Origin of the sequence: Methylobacterium sp. WL64, assembly GCF_008039945.1 — a bacterium.
Lineage (GTDB): Bacteria > Pseudomonadota > Alphaproteobacteria > Rhizobiales > Beijerinckiaceae > Methylobacterium.
Map to the genome: position 1 here is coordinate 1 of NZ_VRVA01000107.1, position 17,541 is coordinate 17,541.

The 17,541-nt window shown below is 63.8% G+C and carries 22 protein-coding genes; 8 read left to right on the top strand and 14 right to left on the bottom strand.

The genetic code is table 11. The annotated features are described in order from the left end of the window. Positions 1–2: 2 nt before the first annotated feature. The 8 genes from FV242_RS27055 to FV242_RS27090 all read right to left on the bottom strand — a co-directional run bounded on the left by FV242_RS27055 (position 3) and on the right by FV242_RS27090 (position 6,299). On the bottom strand, positions 3–302 hold the full coding sequence (locus tag FV242_RS27055) for a hypothetical protein (protein ID WP_147941090.1): 300 nt from the start codon (positions 300–302) through the stop codon (positions 3–5). Positions 303–568: 266 nt separating this feature from the next. After that, complete coding sequence (locus FV242_RS35830; RefSeq protein ID WP_246692902.1) at positions 569–1,300, bottom strand: hypothetical protein; 732 nt, start codon at positions 1,298–1,300, stop codon at positions 569–571. Then, positions 1,300–4,260 (bottom strand): DUF927 domain-containing protein, encoded by a 2,961-nt coding sequence (locus tag FV242_RS27065; RefSeq protein WP_147941091.1) that lies wholly within the window; start codon positions 4,258–4,260, stop codon positions 1,300–1,302. The genes FV242_RS35830 and FV242_RS27065 overlap by 1 nt, the downstream gene beginning before the upstream one ends. Further along, a complete protein-coding gene (locus FV242_RS27070; protein WP_147941092.1) occupies positions 4,257–4,520 on the bottom strand; it encodes a hypothetical protein in 264 nt (87 codons plus the stop codon). Before FV242_RS27070 ends, FV242_RS27065 begins: the two co-directional genes overlap by 4 nt. Next, positions 4,517–4,963 (bottom strand): hypothetical protein, encoded by a 447-nt coding sequence (locus FV242_RS27075; protein WP_147941093.1) that lies wholly within the window; start codon positions 4,961–4,963, stop codon positions 4,517–4,519. Before FV242_RS27075 ends, FV242_RS27070 begins: the two co-directional genes overlap by 4 nt. Further along, entirely contained in the window at positions 4,960–5,391 is a 432-nt protein-coding gene (locus FV242_RS27080) for a hypothetical protein (RefSeq protein ID WP_147941094.1), read from the bottom strand. Before FV242_RS27080 ends, FV242_RS27075 begins: the two co-directional genes overlap by 4 nt. Next, a complete protein-coding gene (locus tag FV242_RS27085; RefSeq protein ID WP_147941095.1) occupies positions 5,388–5,684 on the bottom strand; it encodes a hypothetical protein in 297 nt (98 codons plus the stop codon). The genes FV242_RS27080 and FV242_RS27085 overlap by 4 nt, the downstream gene beginning before the upstream one ends. Before the next feature lie 303 nt (positions 5,685–5,987). Continuing rightward, positions 5,988–6,299, bottom strand: coding sequence for a hypothetical protein (locus FV242_RS27090; RefSeq protein ID WP_147941096.1), 312 nt, complete (start codon positions 6,297–6,299; stop codon positions 5,988–5,990). Between the two features lie 271 nt (positions 6,300–6,570). Between FV242_RS27090 and FV242_RS27095 the strand changes: the two genes are divergently transcribed. From FV242_RS27095 to FV242_RS27110, 4 genes are read left to right on the top strand one after another with little or no spacing between them, the layout of a single operon-like run. After that, positions 6,571–7,545: a hypothetical protein gene (locus FV242_RS27095; protein WP_147941097.1), complete on the top strand. Its 975-nt coding sequence runs from the start codon at positions 6,571–6,573 to the stop codon at positions 7,543–7,545. Continuing rightward, the gene (locus FV242_RS27100) at positions 7,535–7,765 is read left to right on the top strand and encodes a hypothetical protein (protein WP_147941098.1); all 231 of its coding nucleotides are present in this window, start codon (positions 7,535–7,537) and stop codon (positions 7,763–7,765) included. The genes FV242_RS27095 and FV242_RS27100 overlap by 11 nt, the downstream gene beginning before the upstream one ends. Positions 7,766–7,768: 3 nt before the next feature. Beyond that, on the top strand, positions 7,769–8,218 hold the full coding sequence (locus FV242_RS27105; protein ID WP_147852936.1) for a hypothetical protein: 450 nt from the start codon (positions 7,769–7,771) through the stop codon (positions 8,216–8,218). 10 nt (positions 8,219–8,228) lie between these two features. Further along, entirely contained in the window at positions 8,229–10,586 is a 2,358-nt protein-coding gene (locus FV242_RS27110; protein WP_147941099.1) for a hypothetical protein, read from the top strand. A gap of 9 nt (positions 10,587–10,595) precedes the next feature. Here FV242_RS27110 and FV242_RS27115 read toward each other — a convergent pair whose 3' ends face one another. Next, positions 10,596–11,426 (bottom strand): hypothetical protein, encoded by an 831-nt coding sequence (locus FV242_RS27115; protein WP_187278583.1) that lies wholly within the window; start codon positions 11,424–11,426, stop codon positions 10,596–10,598. Positions 11,427–11,492: 66 nt separating this feature from the next. Between FV242_RS27115 and FV242_RS27125 the strand changes: the two genes are divergently transcribed. Beyond that, positions 11,493–12,797, top strand: a complete 1,305-nt coding sequence (locus tag FV242_RS27125; protein ID WP_187278584.1) for a helix-turn-helix domain-containing protein — start codon at positions 11,493–11,495, stop codon at positions 12,795–12,797. A 33-nt stretch (positions 12,798–12,830) separates the two neighbouring features. Here FV242_RS27125 and FV242_RS27130 read toward each other — a convergent pair whose 3' ends face one another. Both FV242_RS27130 and FV242_RS27135 read right to left on the bottom strand, forming a co-directional pair. Continuing rightward, positions 12,831–13,187 carry a DUF6883 domain-containing protein gene (locus FV242_RS27130; protein ID WP_147941103.1) on the bottom strand — a complete coding sequence of 119 codons (357 nt, stop codon included), beginning with the start codon at positions 13,185–13,187 and terminating at the stop codon, positions 12,831–12,833. Further along, the gene (locus FV242_RS27135; protein WP_246692903.1) at positions 13,187–13,453 is read right to left on the bottom strand and encodes a hypothetical protein; all 267 of its coding nucleotides are present in this window, start codon (positions 13,451–13,453) and stop codon (positions 13,187–13,189) included. Before FV242_RS27135 ends, FV242_RS27130 begins: the two co-directional genes overlap by 1 nt. A gap of 227 nt (positions 13,454–13,680) precedes the next feature. Between FV242_RS27135 and FV242_RS27140 the strand changes: the two genes are divergently transcribed. Further along, entirely contained in the window at positions 13,681–14,106 is a 426-nt protein-coding gene (locus FV242_RS27140) for a hypothetical protein (protein WP_147941104.1), read from the top strand. Positions 14,107–14,347: 241 nt separating this feature from the next. Here the strand turns inward: FV242_RS27140 and FV242_RS27145 are convergent, their stop codons facing one another. Together FV242_RS27145 and FV242_RS27150 are read right to left on the bottom strand one after the other, a co-directional pair. Further along, complete coding sequence (locus FV242_RS27145) at positions 14,348–14,527, bottom strand: hypothetical protein (protein WP_147941105.1); 180 nt, start codon at positions 14,525–14,527, stop codon at positions 14,348–14,350. A 121-nt stretch (positions 14,528–14,648) separates the two neighbouring features. Next, the gene (locus FV242_RS27150; protein ID WP_147941106.1) at positions 14,649–15,119 is read right to left on the bottom strand and encodes a tellurite resistance TerB family protein; all 471 of its coding nucleotides are present in this window, start codon (positions 15,117–15,119) and stop codon (positions 14,649–14,651) included. 579 nt (positions 15,120–15,698) lie between these two features. On the opposite strand from FV242_RS27150, the gene FV242_RS34825 reads away from it, so the two are divergent. Next, a complete protein-coding gene (locus FV242_RS34825) occupies positions 15,699–15,875 on the top strand; it encodes a hypothetical protein (protein ID WP_187277588.1) in 177 nt (58 codons plus the stop codon). 109 nt (positions 15,876–15,984) lie between these two features. Here the strand turns inward: FV242_RS34825 and FV242_RS27160 are convergent, their stop codons facing one another. Continuing rightward, positions 15,985–16,209 carry a hypothetical protein gene (locus tag FV242_RS27160; RefSeq protein ID WP_147852928.1) on the bottom strand — a complete coding sequence of 75 codons (225 nt, stop codon included), beginning with the start codon at positions 16,207–16,209 and terminating at the stop codon, positions 15,985–15,987. 435 nt (positions 16,210–16,644) lie between these two features. Here FV242_RS27160 and FV242_RS35835 point away from each other — a divergent pair, with 435 nt between their 5' ends. Continuing rightward, positions 16,645–16,872 (top strand): hypothetical protein, encoded by a 228-nt coding sequence (locus FV242_RS35835; protein ID WP_147941107.1) that lies wholly within the window; start codon positions 16,645–16,647, stop codon positions 16,870–16,872. The last annotated feature ends 669 nt before the right edge of the window (positions 16,873–17,541 follow it).

A 17,541-nucleotide genomic window follows, 5' to 3' on the forward strand; every position in this document is an offset into this window, starting at 1 on the left:
CATCAGCACACCTCCGGGCGGGCGGCGAATTCGGTCTCAGCCAGTTCCGTGGCGCGCAGGACCGCGGGGCCGGTGAAGTCCGCGACGGCGCGACCCTTGTCGTCGTCCGGCAGGGTGGCGACCATCTCCAACCCAATGGCGGATCCTATCAGGACAACATGGATCAGCCCCTCCTGCGCGTCGGTGCGGCGGGCGAGGGCGACGGTGATCGGACCGACCGTGCCGTAGACGGTGATCTCCTCGTACCGGGAGACAGGCGTAGGCACTGGGGCTGGCTCGGGGAAGGTGACGACGTTGGGCATGATGCCTCCTCAGGCTGCGGGGCGGTTCAAGACGGCGTAGCTCGTCAGCACATGGCGACGATCGAGACCGGCTAGGCGATCAAGGGCGTGGAGCGCGGCTGGGATGGCAGCCGGGTCGCTCTCGGCCCGATGCAGAAGATCAATGAGATCTGCACCCCGAGGGCCGGTCGAGAGGTGGACGACGGCACGCAGGCAGCGGAGGCGCGCCCGACGCTCGGCCTCATCAAGATCGGGGCGGAACGGCCCCCAGGCGTCACGAGCAGGGATCACTGGCCGAACTTCCAGATCGGGATGCCCGTGAGCCGGTGCGGCTTCCAGTAGTGGGTCAGGTGGCCGAACGAGATCTCCGTGGCCGTGATCGCGCGGATCGCCCCGCTGGTCGGCAGCACCAAGGCCCCGCAAGCGTCGACCCTGATGATGCCCGCCGCCTCGTGGACCCCGAAAAGCCGGCTCGCCGTCCAGCCCAGAGCCTCGGCCTGCGGGCCGAACTGATTGAGGAAGGCGAGGGCACGCGCATAGACGCGGGGCCATTCACCGCCGCGGTAGTCGGGGCAGGGCGCCTGCTCGGGATCCAGTCGGGCAAGGCCAGCGCGCCAATGGGCAAGGCCATCACCGACCGGCAGCGGGCCGGGATTTCCCGTTTCTTCTTCTTTTTCCCGTTTTATAGAGAGGGAACGGGAAATGTAAGTGTTTGATGTTGCTGGTATTTCCCGCTGTTCCCGCATTTCCCGTGGGTTTGCGTATGTGTCTCGCGCGCGCCCGCTCGCACACGCGCGCACACGCGCCTGGGTGGACTGAGAAGGATCGGATACCTGATCCTTGTTTTGGCCACGGGAAATCCGGGAAATCCGGGAAATGCTTTTATCCTCAATGCTTTGACCGTTCCCGTGAGCGTCCTGGGAAACGGGAAATCCGGGAAATTCGGCGTTCTTTGCGGGCTGCTCGGGCTGCGGCCGGAACGCCTCGGCGGTCTCGGCGAAGAATGCTGCGAGGTCCATCAGCGGCGGCCTCCCTCGTGAACGGCGAAGGGCGGCTCTTCCCGTGTGGTCGACCGGAACTCGGACCGATGCAGCGCATAGGCCTTCAGTTTCCCGATCTTGGGCACGTAGGCCAGGAAGTAGCAGTCGGTGGCCTTACGCTTGGCGATGAGCCCCTGTGCATCGAGGGCTCGACCAATCTCCACCTCCTTCAGCGTCCCGCCGGCGGCCTCCACGATGCGATGCGCCGGGATGTAGACGGCATCGTCGTCGTACCAGCCCAGAGCGTTCCGGTTGGCCGCGCGGACGCCGTCTTCCGGCTCAGTGGGCTGCACCTCGGTGTTCCAGCGCTCGGCCACCCAAGCCCGCAGGTTCGCCACCGCCTGCGTCTCAGGGTCGAGGGCTGCGGCGTCGGTGGAGGTGTTGAACTTGGCCCAAGCCCACCGGACCGCGTTCTCGACATCGACCACATCCGGGAGCACCCCGAACTTCCGGGCCAGCCGGCCGGCGGTGGCGAGAATGGCGAAGGGCAGGGCAGCCCGGCGCAGGGCGCTATCGGCCCCCGGGCCGGCGAGGCGATCGGCGGCGAGGTTGATCCCCTTCCGGATCTCATCCGCCTGCCGGTGCATCCCATGCGCGACCAGCGCTCGGATGAACGCCGGGCCGGCATGCCCGAAGTTCTGATCCACGGCCTGGATCTGGGCCATGACGGCTTGGTCCACCGCACGGTCGACGCCTGTGATGTCGACGTCTGGGATACGGGTGGCCATGCCGCCATACCATTCGCCACCGTCACCGCGGACCTTCTCCTCCAGCGACTTCTCCGCCGACAGGATGACGAACGTGCTCCAGGTGTGGGACGCTCGAAGCTGGGCGTCCGCCGTCATGCGGCTCTTCCCGACGCCGGAGGCCAGCGAGTAGATCGTGCGACCCAACTCCTTGCCGGTGACGTGACCCAGTTCGTCGAGGGCGAGGATGGTCCCGTTGGCCCGAGCCGCCATGCCCTCGACGCCGTTCGCCGTGGCGCGGGCGCTCTGCAACAGGCTGTCGCGCTGGTCGAGGGCGGCCCGAGACCAGGCCGAGACCCCGAGCCGCTGAGTGGTGGTCTTGCCGCCTGAGGTCGTGCCGCTGAGATTGATGCCGCAGGTGTCGAGCCCAGTCAGGGAAACCAGTGGTGCGGCAAACCCTGCGACGGCGCCGAGCGTCCAATGCGGGCACCGGGTGACGCCCGCGGCGGCCGAGACGGCAGCCTGCCACCCTTCCAAGGTCCCGCCGGCCGCAACCGCCTCGCTGATGCGCGAGCTTAAGGACAGCTCCAAGGGCTGGCCCTCCGGCGCGCCGATGACCTCACCGCCCGGGCAGACGAAGAAGCGGTCGGCCGAGCCGTCGAGGCTATGCCATCCAGGGCGACGGACGACCGTGATCTCGTCCTGCGGGTCGGCGGCCTTGAGCACCTTGACCGCGATGTTCTCGCCGTCGTCCTCGGTCCGGAGCCCGGCGCCGAACAGCATGCTTCGGGTCTCGGAAGCCGCCTGTTTGGCGAAGGCGGCTCGATCCACGTCGATGGCGCGGCGCTTGCCGCCCATGTCCTCCACCACAAGCCGCAGCCCGTAGGCGTCGGCCTGGTCGAGATACCTCAGCCGGGCCAGCACCCCGAACGGGGAGGCGATCGGCTGGGTGACTAGCTCCTCCTCTACCTTCACGAACTTGCAGACACGGATGCGGCCGGCGTCGGTCCGCCGGTACGTCAGGCTGAAGGTGTCGAGAACAGGGAGGGGGTAATCCCGCTCGACCCGAGCCAATTCCTCCTGGCCATCCTGCCGCCGCCCTTCGTCCTCGACCTCATCGGAGGTTGCCTTGAACGGCACGGCCCGCTTCAGGCCAGCCCGGACCGCCTCGGCTCCATGGGCGCGATACACGTCGAGCCAATCGGTGCTCGTGCCCGGCTCACCCGCCAGCGCGATATCGACCTCGATGCGCCGGCCGTGACGCAGCCCGAACTTCCGAGCCGCCTGCTCGCCCCTGCGGGTCGGCTCTGGGCGGCTGATCTTGGGAGCCTCATCCCGATCCGCCGCAACCGTGACCCGAATGGTTTTCGGGCCAGGGGTAAAGGCCTCGATGCCGCCCGCGTTGATGGCGGCGACCACGTAGACCTCTTCGTACTCGATATCCTCTCGGAGAGCTTCCGCGATGGCGGCCGCGGTCTCCACCCCCTCGGCCAAGATGCAGAAAGCCCTCGCCTTCGGGTCACCCCAGACGACGCTGCGGCCGGCGGTGCTCTCATCGCCAAGGCGTTTGGCCGATTTCTTGGCGTCCCGCGCCTTCCCGGATGCATCGCGCCCGAGATCCGCCTTCCCCGCTCCACCGGGGGCGACGTAGATCCGATGGGCGTGGCGACCGCCAGTGACGTCGACCTGCTCGAAGACAGCGCAGGGGTAATCCCCGACCTTGGGCGGCTTGCCCCGCCCCTTGGGCGGGTCGAAATAGCCCAGCGACCGGATACCGACCGCGGCCGTGCTCGGCATCAGCACGTCCTGCGGCTCCAGCCCGAGCCGATGGGCGAGATAGGCCCGGGGCAGGTTGTCGTCCCGGCGCTCGGGCGGGGCGTTCAGCAGGGCAGTGGCGTCCGTGGCCTGAAACCCACCCTCCGCCGACTTCTCACGGATGATGTCGGTGGCGCCGATGGCCTCGCAGCACCAGACCTTGGCCTCCTCAAAATCGATCCCGCGGACCTTGCTGGCGATATCGAAGACGGAGTCGGTCTTGTTGCCGGTGCAGGTGCAGATCGCCCGCCCCTTGCTGTTGAGGCGCCAGTCCTTGGCGCCCCCATGGTCAGGGTACGGGCAGGTGATGTGGTCGCGCTGACCCGCAGTCCACGGGATCCCGAGCGACTGCACGATGGAGACCTCATGTCCCTCGACCGCCGCTTGGGCAGCCTTGGTCGGGACGTACCGGTCGGGCATGTTGGCGGACGTACTCAAGCCGCGCCTCCCTCATGTGAGTGGACGGTGGCGGCCCACGCCTCGGCTTGGTCGAGCGTCAGCCCGAACGCCTCGCACAAGGTGCTGTAGCGGTCGGAGATCGCGTAGCCGGAGGGGTCGCGCTCAAGGCGAAGGTTGTGGCAGCCGAGCCGCCGGGTGACCCGGCGCTCACGGCGCCGGATCTCCGCACTCTGGCGGGCGCATTCGAGCATCGAGGCGAACATCTCGCGCTCGGACGGAGGGGTGAGGCGGTCCGTCATCCGTACCGCTCCACGTACCGGGCGTGCAGGTCGTTGAGGATCGTCACCTGCTTGGGCGAGACGCGCCGTCCCTCTGCGAGCTGCCGCCCCAGGGACCGGACGAAGGCAAATTCCCAATCGGTTAGGAACCCGCTGCGGTCGGCCTGTAGGACGTCGACCCGGGCCTTGTGCTGGCGCCGCGGATCGCACCCTGACCACGTCTGGCGCCACGAGCCGTAATCGAATGGGCGAGGCTCGGGCTTGGCCTGCCGTTCGCGGTAGACGACAACCTCACGGGGTTTTTCGGTGATGTGGACCGCGAGGTCGTTCAGGTCGCATCCGTTCGAGGACAGGGTGCGCCGGAGCATGGCCACCGCCGTCGTGACGACGTGCGGGTTATCGTTGGCGAGTTGGCCCACGATCTTGCCGACCTTCGCGGCCAAGGCGTCGGGGAGAGCTGTCATGATGCGCCTCCCTGATTGTGGAAGGCCTGCATCGCCCAGGTGAACCGGTCCTTTGCCGCCGGGATGTGCGCCGTGAGGGCACTCATCGCGGCGACACCGGCACGGGCATACTCGCGGTCGACGAGGTCGGGCGTGGTGGTGACGCCCTTCCCGATCTCCTGGGCCATGCCGATCAGGCCCTGCGCGACGAAGTGCGGGGCGATGAGCACCGGTTCGCCATCGACCTCGACCGTGTGGCAGACCTCCTTCCAACTCTTCAGGAGAGCCGCTTTCAGGATGCGGCGCAGGTCGCGAGGCAGCGCGAGTGCCGCCAGCAATTCCTCATGGGCCTGCCAAGGCATGTCGGGGCCAGCAGCCGGACCGCGGAAGAACCGGACTGACACGTCGTTGATGGTGGCGGTATGGATGGGGGTGGCGTTCGCGATCATGCGGCGCCCCCGTTCAGCGGCGACAATCCCTTGCGGGCGCGGTTCGCCTCCATCTCCTCACGGGTCGGAACGGGCCGATCCGGCGGTGGTGCATCCCGCATCACGGCGAAGCCGGAGCCAGCGCCCCAGCCGCCACCGTTTATCAGTTCAACGACCTGACGACCTTCGGCATCGTGCAGGTATTCCCGGCCGCTCCAGGTAGGGATCCACGGGCCATTAGGGTCGGCCGGATTGGCGGCGAGGGTCCAAGTCGGCACCCATTGCCAACCGCGGAGAAGGACGGGGCTGCTCATGCGCGCGCCCTCCAGCTCTCGACCCGGCCAAAGGCGTGCTGAGCAATCACCTCCGCAAGCTCGGTACTGACGGAGACGCGGTTCATCACCCTGCGAGCACGGGCGACCTCGGGTGAAAACCCAAGGCAGGACCGGTCAGGGTCTAAAGGCGGTGATTGCCGAAGGGCATGGTTTCGATTATGTACGGTCACAGCAGATTTGACCTTTTCGGCCCCGCGCGGTGACCCCGTGTCGGGGCCGTTTTTTTTGCGCGTCGGGGTAGGCTTCAGGATGCCGGCGGGCGTCGGCCCGCCAGGCGGCGGGTTAGGCGGCAGCTTGAGCCGCGGCCTTGCGCGAGCCCCTACGCGGGGTCTCGGGCATCACAGCCCGTCGATGCCGGCACAGCCAGCTCAACAGGTCCCAAACCAGATATCGTGCAGCCCAAGGTTCGCCCTCGACCTTGATGAAGGCCGGGCCGGACCCATCGAACCGGCGCATCCGGAGCCGCTGTTGGGGCTCCCTCAGGAACCGGGCGGCCTCGCACTCATCCAAGACGATGTTCGCCGGCAGTTCGAGCCCGGGCGGAAGCTCAAAGCTGGGGATCTCCGCGGGAAGGATCTCGGCGTTCGGCTGCATCGGTAGCCCCGTCGTTGGCTGACGATGGCTAGTATCGGCCGCAAGTTCGAACGGAATAGACGAGGTTAAATATGACTTAAACGGAAGGTGGGGGGTTTTGAATGCCTCATATCAAACCCATCATTTTTCGTGTGAGACACCACGCTTACAATCTGAGGGCTGGAAAATGTTGGCGCCCTCAATCCGATGGCTGCAACAATCTTGGTTAGGCGAAATTCAGAGGGCTGACCTGTGATCTCTCTCTGCTCCTCCTCGGACTGAGACGCTGCCAATGGGCGAGCAGTACCTGCGCAATATGTCCGTCGAGATCGAAGGCGGCGCGTCCTGGACCTACCGCGGCGACGAGAACGGCGGGCAGGGCCTGCGCATGACGTTCGAGATCACCATGGCCGACACCTCGACGCCCAACGTGGCGCGGATCGGCATCTTCAATCTGGCGGACAAGAGCACCAACCCGGCATTCTTCAGGGGGAAGACCGTGACGGTTAGCGCCGGCTATGTGTCGGGTCCGTCCTTCGTGCTGTTCAAGGGGGAGATCCAGCAGGCCCGCAATCTTCGGGCTGATGTGACCGACAAGGTGTTGGCCATCCTGGCGACTGATAAGAGCACGCCCCGCAACTACGCCATCGTGAACAAGACGCTATCCGCCGGGCACACCTACTATGACCGGGTGATGGCCTGCGCCGATCCGATGAAAGCTTTGGGCGTCGGCCTCGGCTTTATCGACAAGGCGGCACTGTCCAAGGTGAGCTTTCCGCGCGGGGCCGCCTTGTTCGGCAACGCGAAGGATCATCTGCGGCAGATCTGCGCTGCTACGCGCACGTCGTGGTCGGTCCAGCAGGGAAAGCTGCAAGTCCTCGGCAACGCCAGCGCTTTGCCCGGCGGCGACATCATCCTGAACAGCAAGACGGGGCTCGTCGGCATGCCGGTTCAGACGATCCAGGGCATTGAGGGCGTCTGCCTGCTGAATGGCAGGATGGTGCCCGGTTGCATCGTGAGGATCGACCAGAAATCCATCCAGCAGGCCGAGTACGATCCAAGCATCACGGGCGCACCCAACAATGCCCTGCTGGATCAATTCGGCATCGCATCTGATGGTCGCTACAAGGTGTTTTACGTCGGGCACACCGGCGATACGCGTGGCGACCCATTTTTCAGCAACTTCGTCTGCGTCCGGCTGGAAGCCATTTCGGCATCCTATGCACTGGCCTCGCGCGGAATAGGGATGCCCGCCAATGGACAGTGAAATCGAAGACTACTTCGAGCCGCAATCTTTTGACGGCGCCATGAAGGGGGCTCGGGTCGGCCTCGGCCACTACGGCATCGAGGCGGACGACGAGATCTGTACGCAGGTCGCCGTCGCCGTGCTGACCGGCTTCGTGGTGACGGGTGGATTGGAGCCCGAGAGCCTTGAACGGCTCGGCGACATCGTCCTGCGCGCCGCCGCCGCCCACTTGGAGAGCTGAGCCATGCCGCCCGAGTTCGAGATTGCCGGACACCGCTACCGCTTCGACGGCATGAAGGCCCAGACCGAGACCAAGATCCAGCGCCGGTTCGCCCCGCTGATCGCCGAGGCGCTGCCGCTCGTGCTGGCGTCCGGCTCGCGGCTGGCACTGCGGCCGAACATCGACATGATCAAGATCTCACAAGCCGTGTTCGGCGCTTGGGGCAAGCTCACCGACGACGACACGGACATCATCGAGCGCGCGAGCCTCGGCGCCCTGTCCCGAGAGGTCGGCGGCGAGTGGCACCAGGTCTGGCCGAAGGGCGACCTTGAGCCGGCCTTCCCCGACATTGATGGCGCCGTGATGCAGCTGCTGATGGGCCGCGCCCTCGGGCTGACGGTGAAGCGGTGGATCGACGGTGGTGGCGACATGCTCCCGGCCGAGATCCGCGCCGCCGCAGCGAAGCTACACTGAGGGGACGACGATGGACACCATTGCAGCCTTCATGGTCGCCCTCGGGTTCGACGTAAACCAGGGCTCGCTGAACACCGCCAAGAAGTCGATCTCCGACTACGAGAAGGCCGTCCGCGACGCCGAGAAGCGCGTTGAAGATGCCCGCTGGGAAGGCGCGAAGTCGGCTGAGGAGATCTCCAAGCTCACGCGCGAAGCGAACTTGAAGGAGGCGCGGGCGGCCCTGGCAGCGGCCGAGCAGAGGGAGAAGGCCGAGAAGGACGCGGCGCAGAAGCGCAAAAAGCACAACGACGAGTTCATGGCCGGCATGAGTCGGCTGGCGCTCGCCGCGACTGCGATGGCGACGGCTGTGAGCTACGCGGCGAACCGGGTAGCTCAGTCCTTCGATCACCTTGGGTTCGTGTCCGCGCGCACGGGCGCCTCGGTCCAGAGCATCAACTCGCTGTCCTACGCCTTCCGGCAGACCGGCGGATCCGCGCAGCAGGCGGTCGGCGCGGTGGAGAGCTTCGCCAAGGCCATCCGCGAGAACAGCGGGGTGAAGTCCTACGTCCAGAGCCTCGGCGTGGACATGACCAAGGACACGGCGCAACAGCTTCTCAACACGGTGGAGGCGCTGAATAAGCAGCCCTACGATGTCGGCTTCCGCCAGGCTGGATTGGCCGGTATCTCGGAGGAGGACTACAACCTCATCTCGCGACAGCTCGGGAAGATCAAAGAATACCGAGCCGAGTACAACGCCACCACCAAGGCGCTCGGGATCGACTCGGGCAAGGCCGCTGAAGCCTCAATGGCGTTCCAGCGCACCCTCACGCGGCTTCAGGCAACGGTTTCCGCGCTCAGCGACAAGCTCCTCATCAGCCTCGCCCCGGCGATGGAGAAGATCCTGAAGGGCTTCAACGACTGGATCGCGGCCAACCCCGGCAAGGTGGACGAGATCCTAACCGGCATTTCCAACGCCGCGATCTGGCTGGCGGAAAAGCTCGGTGGCCTGCTGAAGCTGTTCACCGGCTCGGACGGCGACGAGTTCATGAAAAAGTGGCAGGCGTTCGGGGAGCGCATGCAGAAGTTCGCTGACAACGTGGACCGCATCGCCAGCGGGATCGAGAAGATCGCCCGTTTCCTGTCGTGGTCGTCGAGCACCAGCACGTCCCTAGGCACGCCGGGGCGGACGGCAGAGATGCTGAACCAAATGCGCGCCGAGCGGGAGGCGACGCCACCGGACGACCGCAAGTGGTACGAGAAGGTCCTGCCGAAGGGCATGGGCGGCAAAGATGCGCCCGCAGCCGGCGACGGCTCGCGCTCGTTCCGCAACAACAACCCAGGCAACATCAAGATGGGAGCACTCGCCCGCAGCATGGGGGCGACTGAGGCGGACGATAAGGGTTTCGCCCGGTTCCCCGACTATGCCAGCGGCCGCAAGGCGCAAGAGAAGCTGCTGTTCGAGAGCAAGGGCTACAAGGATCTGACGATCCGGCAGGCCATTGCCCGGTGGGCTCCCGCTGGCGACGGCAACGACCCCGCGGCCTATGCCGACCAGATGGCGAAGGCGGCCGGCGTAGGCGTGGACTCGCCGCTCGCCAGCCTGTCGCCGGACCAGCGGTCGAAGCTACTCGACGCGCAGCAGAAGAAAGAAGGCTGGATCCCCGGTTATCATAAATCTGCCAGCGACGACCCGGCTCCGGCAGGAGCGTCGGTCATCACGAACGGCATTGGCGTGGTGCGATCGAAGTCGGGCCGCACGTTCAAGGTCGCGGCCGAGTTCGCGGCCAACTTCCAGGGCTTCCTCGACGACTACGAGAAGGCCGGCGGCGTGATCGGGCCGAATAGCGGCGGCATCAACACCCGCGGTAATCGCAGCTACCATCCGAACGGGCGAGCCATCGATATCAACCAGGTTGGCCGAGGGGTTCGGGCCGGCGGCAAGTCTCTTCCGCTGGACGTTGAGGATGCGCTGGCCGCCAAGTGGGGACTTCGGTCCGGCAACAGCTTCAGCAGCAACGACAACGGTCACTTCGAGGTGCATCGCGCCGAAGCCGCCCGCGCGGCGGTCGAGCGGTTGAAGGCACAGACGCAGAGCGACAAGGCTGCCGCGAGTGCGCTCACCACGCCCACGCCTGGGCTACCGGGGATGAAACCTCGCATGGATCCCGGCGGGTTCGACGTGAACGCCATCATGAAGCCGAACCCGGCGGCAGCGCTGAACGTCGTGAACAATGGCGGGGCCAGCACGCGTGCTGTCCACCAGACGTTCAATCAGACCACGACGATCAACGGTTCTGAGAACCCACGGCAGGCTGCCCGGATCATGGAGAGCGCGTTCGGCAACATGCACAGCCTCGCGCTCCAGAACGCGCAGTCGGCGACGGTGTGAGCCTACAAACTAGATTTTTTCTATCGCATCCAAAATGAAGAGGAATTCAGGCCTTATCATTGTGCCGCTCTCAAGAATGCTATCTTCGCGATAGCAATCGATACGCATATTAGACTGTGTATTACCTGTAGCTCTGACTAGATCGCCCCAAATCCGTACTCTGTCTCCAACGCCGAGAGTTATCATAATTGGAAAAAAAGGATGGTTCTTTCGTATCAAGAAGGCGTCAGGATTAGCAGACAACCAGGTATTTTTGGCAATCTCAATTTCGAACAACGCGTCGCCTTTGGACGTTTTAGAAATTTCGTTTACTTTTCCGATCCATCCCTCAAACTTAGGCTTAGTGTTTTCGCATAGCGTTTTTTCTCGTTCTTCTCGAACCGGTTCTTTAACCCATCCGTTTTTGGCGTTCTCATATCGCGAGCGTGCATCGTCTATGATGTGCTGGAAGGCAATCTGATCAACAGGTCTCGGGTCAGGCGGACCTCCCTGGTTGCAAGCCGACACCAGAACGGTGATCGCTACTGATGCAAATAGGCAGACGGCGCGATGCAGCATCATGACAAGATGAGCGCAGCCGTCGTTGCTGTCTAGGTTGTTTGGCCCTCCCGTCGCAGCTACAGCCTTCTCATGCTCGCCAAGCTCAAAGCCCTCCTCGAACGCCTGAAGGCGCACCAGCGTACGCTCATTCTGGCGATGGCCGAGCATGACGGATTGCCGGCCGGGAGTGCGCTCCGCCAAGTCGCCGAGCTGGAGAATGTCATAGCTGCCGTGGAGGCCGTCGCGGCTGAGGAGGCGGGTCAGCACAAGCGCAGCGGTTGACGCCGGCAGGAGCGGCATCAAGGTATTCTGGCCCTCCTAAGTAACCGAGCGAGGGCTTGGTCTGGCCTGCACCCGGAGTGCGTCGTGTCCGTCCTCAGCAAGCCGATAGGTGCCATCACGAAGGTGGACCTCGACGCCTTGGTCGAAGCCAAGGCACGCGAAACGAATGAGTTGGAGTTCAAAGGAGCCCTCCCTTTCAGGCCGACAAAGGGCCAACCTGAGACGGCGGATCGGTGGATCGAGAAAGGAGACCGTGTCGGCGATCTAGCCCGCGATGAAATCATGGCCGAGCTAATCGCTTTTGCGAACGCTGACGGCGGCACGCTCATCCTAGGTCTTTACGAAGCTGGGACGAAGGACGAGCCTCGTGTGGCGGATCGCCTTGAAGCGTTGCCCCGATGCGAAGCCCTCTTGAAGCGCTTGCTCGATGCAGCCGAGGACACCATCGAACCGAGGTTGGTGGGGCTCGCCGGTCAGTCCATCGCAGACGGAGACCAAGGGGGCGGCTTCGTCGTCTTGCGAGTTAGCAAATCCATCCGAGGCCCCCACCGTCTGCAAGGAACGCGAGAGTTCTACATTCGGCGAGGGGAGCGGGCCGCGAAGATGGATGTTCGCGAAATCAAGGACCTTACACTGGACCTTGCGAGAACTGGCGATAGCCTTGAGGCTGCGTTCGCAGGCAGAGGGGGGATAACAGAGTTAAGATGGCAGACAGCAGAGCGCAAAGCATACAATGGCAATCGTGGTGCGTTCTTATTAAGGGCAACGGCACTTCCTTCCGTACATACGCAGATATCAAATCTAACGAAAAGAAAAGATCTTTGGTGGAATGGCAAGGCGTTCCACATCTCGATTAATGGCAGAGATCTATCGTCGGATTACCCCTCGAGTAGATTTGATGGAACTCCAAGGCCACGGCTGCGAGCATTTGAGATGTTGCCCGGACCTGAGGATGACCAGCGTCTATATCGCACTATCCGCAGTGATGGATTGGTCGAGTTCACACTTAGTCATGCTAGATATAACAGCTCTAGTGCAGAGTTTGGAACTTACATATATTTTGATTGGATCGCTCAACTGATAGCCGGCACATTGTGCCAAGTCGAGCGGCTTAGAAGCTTGATCGGCCAAGACACCACTTCGTATGCCTTAGAGCTGGAGATATGGAGCGGCGAAGGATCCAGGATGTTGCTATTTGGCGACCGGCATACAGCACCATCCGGCCAATTAACACAGGCTGGACCTATATTGCTTCCCAGAATTGAAGTTGCCGGAGTGGCGGAATTTAGCTCCGTCCTCTCATTGTTGTTGCTCGATATATCGAACGCGTGGGGTCAGCATTGGGACTTTCCCGTAACTGCACCCTGGGATACGCTATTGCGAGATTAGTGGTGGACGCAAAGCCGACGCGATCTGGGGGTGCTAGATCCGGTGTGCGGTCACCATCTTGGCGATGCCGGCCATGCCCATGGGCGTTCCATAGTCCACTTGCCAGACCGTGCGCACGAACGGCGTCGGCCCGTTCGGCGTCCGGATCGGACCTTCAAAAATCAGGGCATGCCCCCAGTACGGCTGCGGGATGCTGATGCCTTGGAAGTTCATCGCGCTGGTGTGCCCGAAAAGGGCGTCGATCAGCTCGTCAGGGTTGCTCACCGAGAACCCCTGCCCGATCCACCATTGTGCTTTACCGGGACTGCGCCCCTGAACGTTGAGGAGGTAGCCAGTGACCTTCAGCGGGGCGATGTCGAACCCTGCCGGCCACGAAATGTACGGCAGCACTATTCGTGCCGCTGATGGGCTCGGATCATGCTGGGGTCGACCCTGGCAAGGCCAGTGAACGGCTCATCAAACTCGACCTCGAACGCCTCGGCCTGTCCCCATACGGCCATGACGGTTCCCGTGGTTCCCGCAGGTACGGTCTCACCGTCACTCGTCTGGGTGGCGACGTCGAGCGTCACAGCATCAAGTTCATCGATCAGGAACCGGCGCACATGCTCGGTGACCGTGAACGTCGGCTTGTTTGGGGTCGGGAATTCGTAGCTCACCGGACACCTCACGCAGCACGGAGACTCACAATTGATCCGCGGAGCAAATTCGGCAAGAGGCTTCCTGGTCACATATTATGACAACCCGCGGTTGATTAAAGCCACCCATCCGGCCTTCACGGACAACCTAAGGCGGAACCCAGGGCATTTATGGGCTTGATGCCGGGCGTGTGCTCAGGCTGACATAGCCACGCTTTCTTCACCCTACAGGGCGCAGTGCCGCCGCCATGCCGATCCGGCCCGAGCACCGCTTCTTCTATCCGATCGACTGGCGCGAGCTGTCGATGGCGATCCGCTTTGGCCGGGCACAGGGCCGGTGCGAGAGCTGTGGGCGGCCACACGGGCAGATGGTCTACCACCTCGGGGACGGGCGTTGGTGGGACGCTGAGGCCAGCCGTTGGCGCGATGGATGGGGGCGCCGGATCCGGATCAGGTCTGGCGTCGACATCCTAGGTCGCGCTCGGCGGACCCATGTCGTCCTGGCGGCCGCCCATCGTGATCACGACACCGCCAACAACGCGGACGCCAACCTCGCAGCCTTCTGCCAGCGCTGCCACATGATCCACGACCGACCGGAGCATCAGAGACGACGCAGGCGCACGCTGTTCCGGCGGAAGGCGATGGGCGACCTGTTCGGTGGGCCCTACGCTTGAGATACGGCTGACAGAGCCGTCAGCTATCCTGATCGAGGTCGAGATCGCGGATCAAGTCACCGATCGGATCACCGTCAGCTGTCCTACTTTGGGCGGCTGGATGTACCAGGGTGCTCGACAGCCTAGGCAATGTCCTCACCCCCGGCGGCAGGGGCATGGTTGGCCGGTGTGCCAACAGTGCGCCGCTATCCGCCATCAACGCAGCAGGCTCACTGCCGTGTAGTCTATGCGGAGGATCTGCCTAGATCGTCGGCACCGCCGCCGTTCCATCAGCGACTACAACGACCCGGATATTGCGTTCCGACCTCTCGTAGTTGCCTGGATGTAGGACGTGGGCGGCGACCAGCAGCCCGAAGGCAGCAATCGCGGTGGTGGCGAGGGTGGATCTGTAGTGTTCCATGTAGGCGGAACAGACGGCCAAGCTTGCTGTTCCGCTTGCTCTCTCTGGATAGCTAACCACGGATTTACGACCGCCGTACCCGATCGGCCGCGACCTTCCTATCCCTCTACCGTGGTTGAAATGCTCAATGAGGGCGGAGAAGTTATGCCGATAGGCTTGGCATCGTTCGAGCTACCGCGGTCTGCATCAGTTCGGCCTTGTCGACGATAAGGGCTGCGGCGATCTCAGTCAGCGCCTTGTCCTCGATCTCGCTGACACCCTCATAGTCGGCGACATCAGCAGCGACCAAGAACGCGTCCTGCCGCTGCTCGATCGGACGACCGGCGATCGCAGTGACCCGACGAAGGTTCTCCACTCGGCCAGCGCGGGTCCGTGCCCGGGCGATCGCCTCGTACAGCGCCTCCTCCAGCATCAAGAGGTCGTAGCCTTTCTCGATGATCGGATTAGCGCGCAAACCGACGAGCGCGGTCTCGAATTCGTCACCCGCGACCTCGCCGTCGGCCACGATAACGTTGGCGGCAGCTGAGACCCCCGCCTGCATCAGCGCTTCGTCGCCGGCATAGGCCGTGACAGTCCGGCCGAAGCGGGCGAGCAGATCCTTGAGGGCGTTCATTGTGGTCCGAGGGGTTGAAGGAGGTGAGCCGCCACAAGCACGCGTCGGCGGATGCCATCGAAGAGATGTAGAGCCGACGTCACCGCGGATCGACGCTCACGTTGCGAGCCATGACCCAGCTGTGCTCGCAGGGGCCGGTGTAACTCTGTTCGACCGGTATGAGGATCGTCGTCTGGTATCCGAGCGGCGCGGAGCCGTAGACGACGCCAAACTACAGGCCGAGCTTTTCGCAGACCACGACCGTGTTGCCGTCGTGCAGGCGGCCGATCTCGCGGAACAGGGCTTCTCCGAACAGGCATCATCGCCGATCGACCCGTGCATTTTGGCAAGGGTATTGCCTGACCCTTGAGATGGCTGTGTTCCACCTCGAATGCTCCATTCATCGCCGGTGCGCTAGCGGCATCTCGGTTGCGGCCGAGCAGATCGTGATGCGCACGGATGCGGAGGCGATCGCCTATGCCGATGCCCGGTTCGCGGACCTGATTGCCAATCGTGCAGGATCTGCGACGTTGAGGGATGATGCCGGGCGGGTCATCTGGTCCGCACGACGTCCCGGTGTCACTGAGGGACGGCATAGCGATGACCGAGACCGATAAGCCTCATGGCATCAGCGTCGTACCGCCGACGGTGCCGATCCGAAACATCAATGTGCCCGACCCGACGACGGGGAGCGAGCCTGAGAGCAAAGACGTGGTGCAAGACGCCGAGAGCAAACCTGAAGATCCAGACAAGGCAGCCAAGGATGGCATGGCCTAGCTAGTTTGAGGCGCAGGTCGCGGACGGGACAGCCGCGGAGGTCGCCGGTCGCCCAGTCTGATGGGAAGGAGCCCCGCAGTTTTCGCAGCTGCGGGGCTGAACCATGAAATCACATGCGGGAGCGGCGTATGTGATGACGCCGGTGACGGGTCATGTGTCGCCGCCCCATCATGCCGCTCTGGCCACCCATCCGCTTTTGAGACGGGCTCTTCACGCTGCCCGGGTTATTCATGTTGCCTTCGGCGCTGCCTCCGCCGGCGGGGGTTTGAGCGAGTGCTACTCCCGCCATCGCGACAGAAAGCGCGGCGGCGAGAGCGAGTGTCTTCATCGACATGGCGTTTTGCTCCAGACGGATCGGTTCGATCGGTCATGGGCTGAACGTCATCGTGATCAATATCGTTCAAGCTTCTGCGGAGGACAGCCGCAATCGGCATCATCCTGCTTGCCGTCGGCATTCGGTTCAGTTACCGAAGCCGCCCCGGACAAAGAAAAGGCCACCCCCGAAGGAGCGGCCCAAAGTCTAGGGAGGAAACGCCCTTCTCAGGGCAGCGGGATTGCGACGCCATCGCGATCCCGCAACGCACACTTAATCTGGTGCGACGCAACAAACAATGCTCGATCTCCGACCAGAGCACATAGCTGTCACGTCTTCCTGCACCCGCTGCATGGGCATCCCTGTCTAGCGAAACCAGCCGTTAACCAGATTGTCACTCGCTCGCCGCATGTCGGCGGTAGGTACTCTCGCTCCCGCAACAGCCGTGAGCAGAGCATGACGCGAGCCGACCTCGACAAGAGAGCCGAGCTGACCGTGTGGCCTGGCCAAGGGCCAGCGCACGTCGCGCAGGGTCACGAGTTCCCGACGCTACGCCAGGCTCTCGCGGCAGCCGCAGAGGCCATAGACGCAGGCGATGCGCAGCCCTGGATCATCACAGAGGACGGCGACATTCTCTCGCCCCGTTGGATCAGGGCTAACACTGGGTCCAGCCGCCTTCAATAACGGGCCGTGAGCCGGCGCTTGCGGTGTCCAGTTCCCCCACCGCACCGACCCTCACGCGACTGCCCGGCCGAGGCTTCACGGGCGGTCTACGGGGAACTGGCCCGGAGAGCGCCTGTCGTCACGTGCTTGCCCGCCGCACGCTTTGCGGTGTCGCGAACACCTCGGGCGCGCTGACGGGAAGAGATATCACTGTAGCACATGCGCGCTGACGTTCTGCTCATAACCTCGTTTCGTGGAGCGCATACCCAATCGGTCTGCCTCCTGAATGTGTGCAGTTTAGCGAGCGACGGCTTCGCGGCGATGTGTGGCGCCGGGGTGAGCGCGGCGGTGATGCAGCTGCGGTACGCTGTTCTGAGGGTGGCCCGAGATCGGAACCGTCTCGGCTACTGGGCGGGATGGATTGCTCAGGAGCGCCCCGAATAAGCCTCCGGGTCTGTATCCTTGAGCGGCCGCGATCCTGTTCGCCTTTTCGATGCTCATATCGCAGGCGCTCGTCATACCCTGGAGAGCGCCGAGGGCGCGCTCATATTCGGGGAGATTGGTGCAGCCCGGTGAAGTCCAAGCCCAAGCCGGGGCTGGGCCTGCGAGCCCGGCGACAAGAGCGGCAACCGCTAAGCTCATCTTGAACCTCACAATCACCTCTTCTCCACTTCCCGCGCTGGATAACAG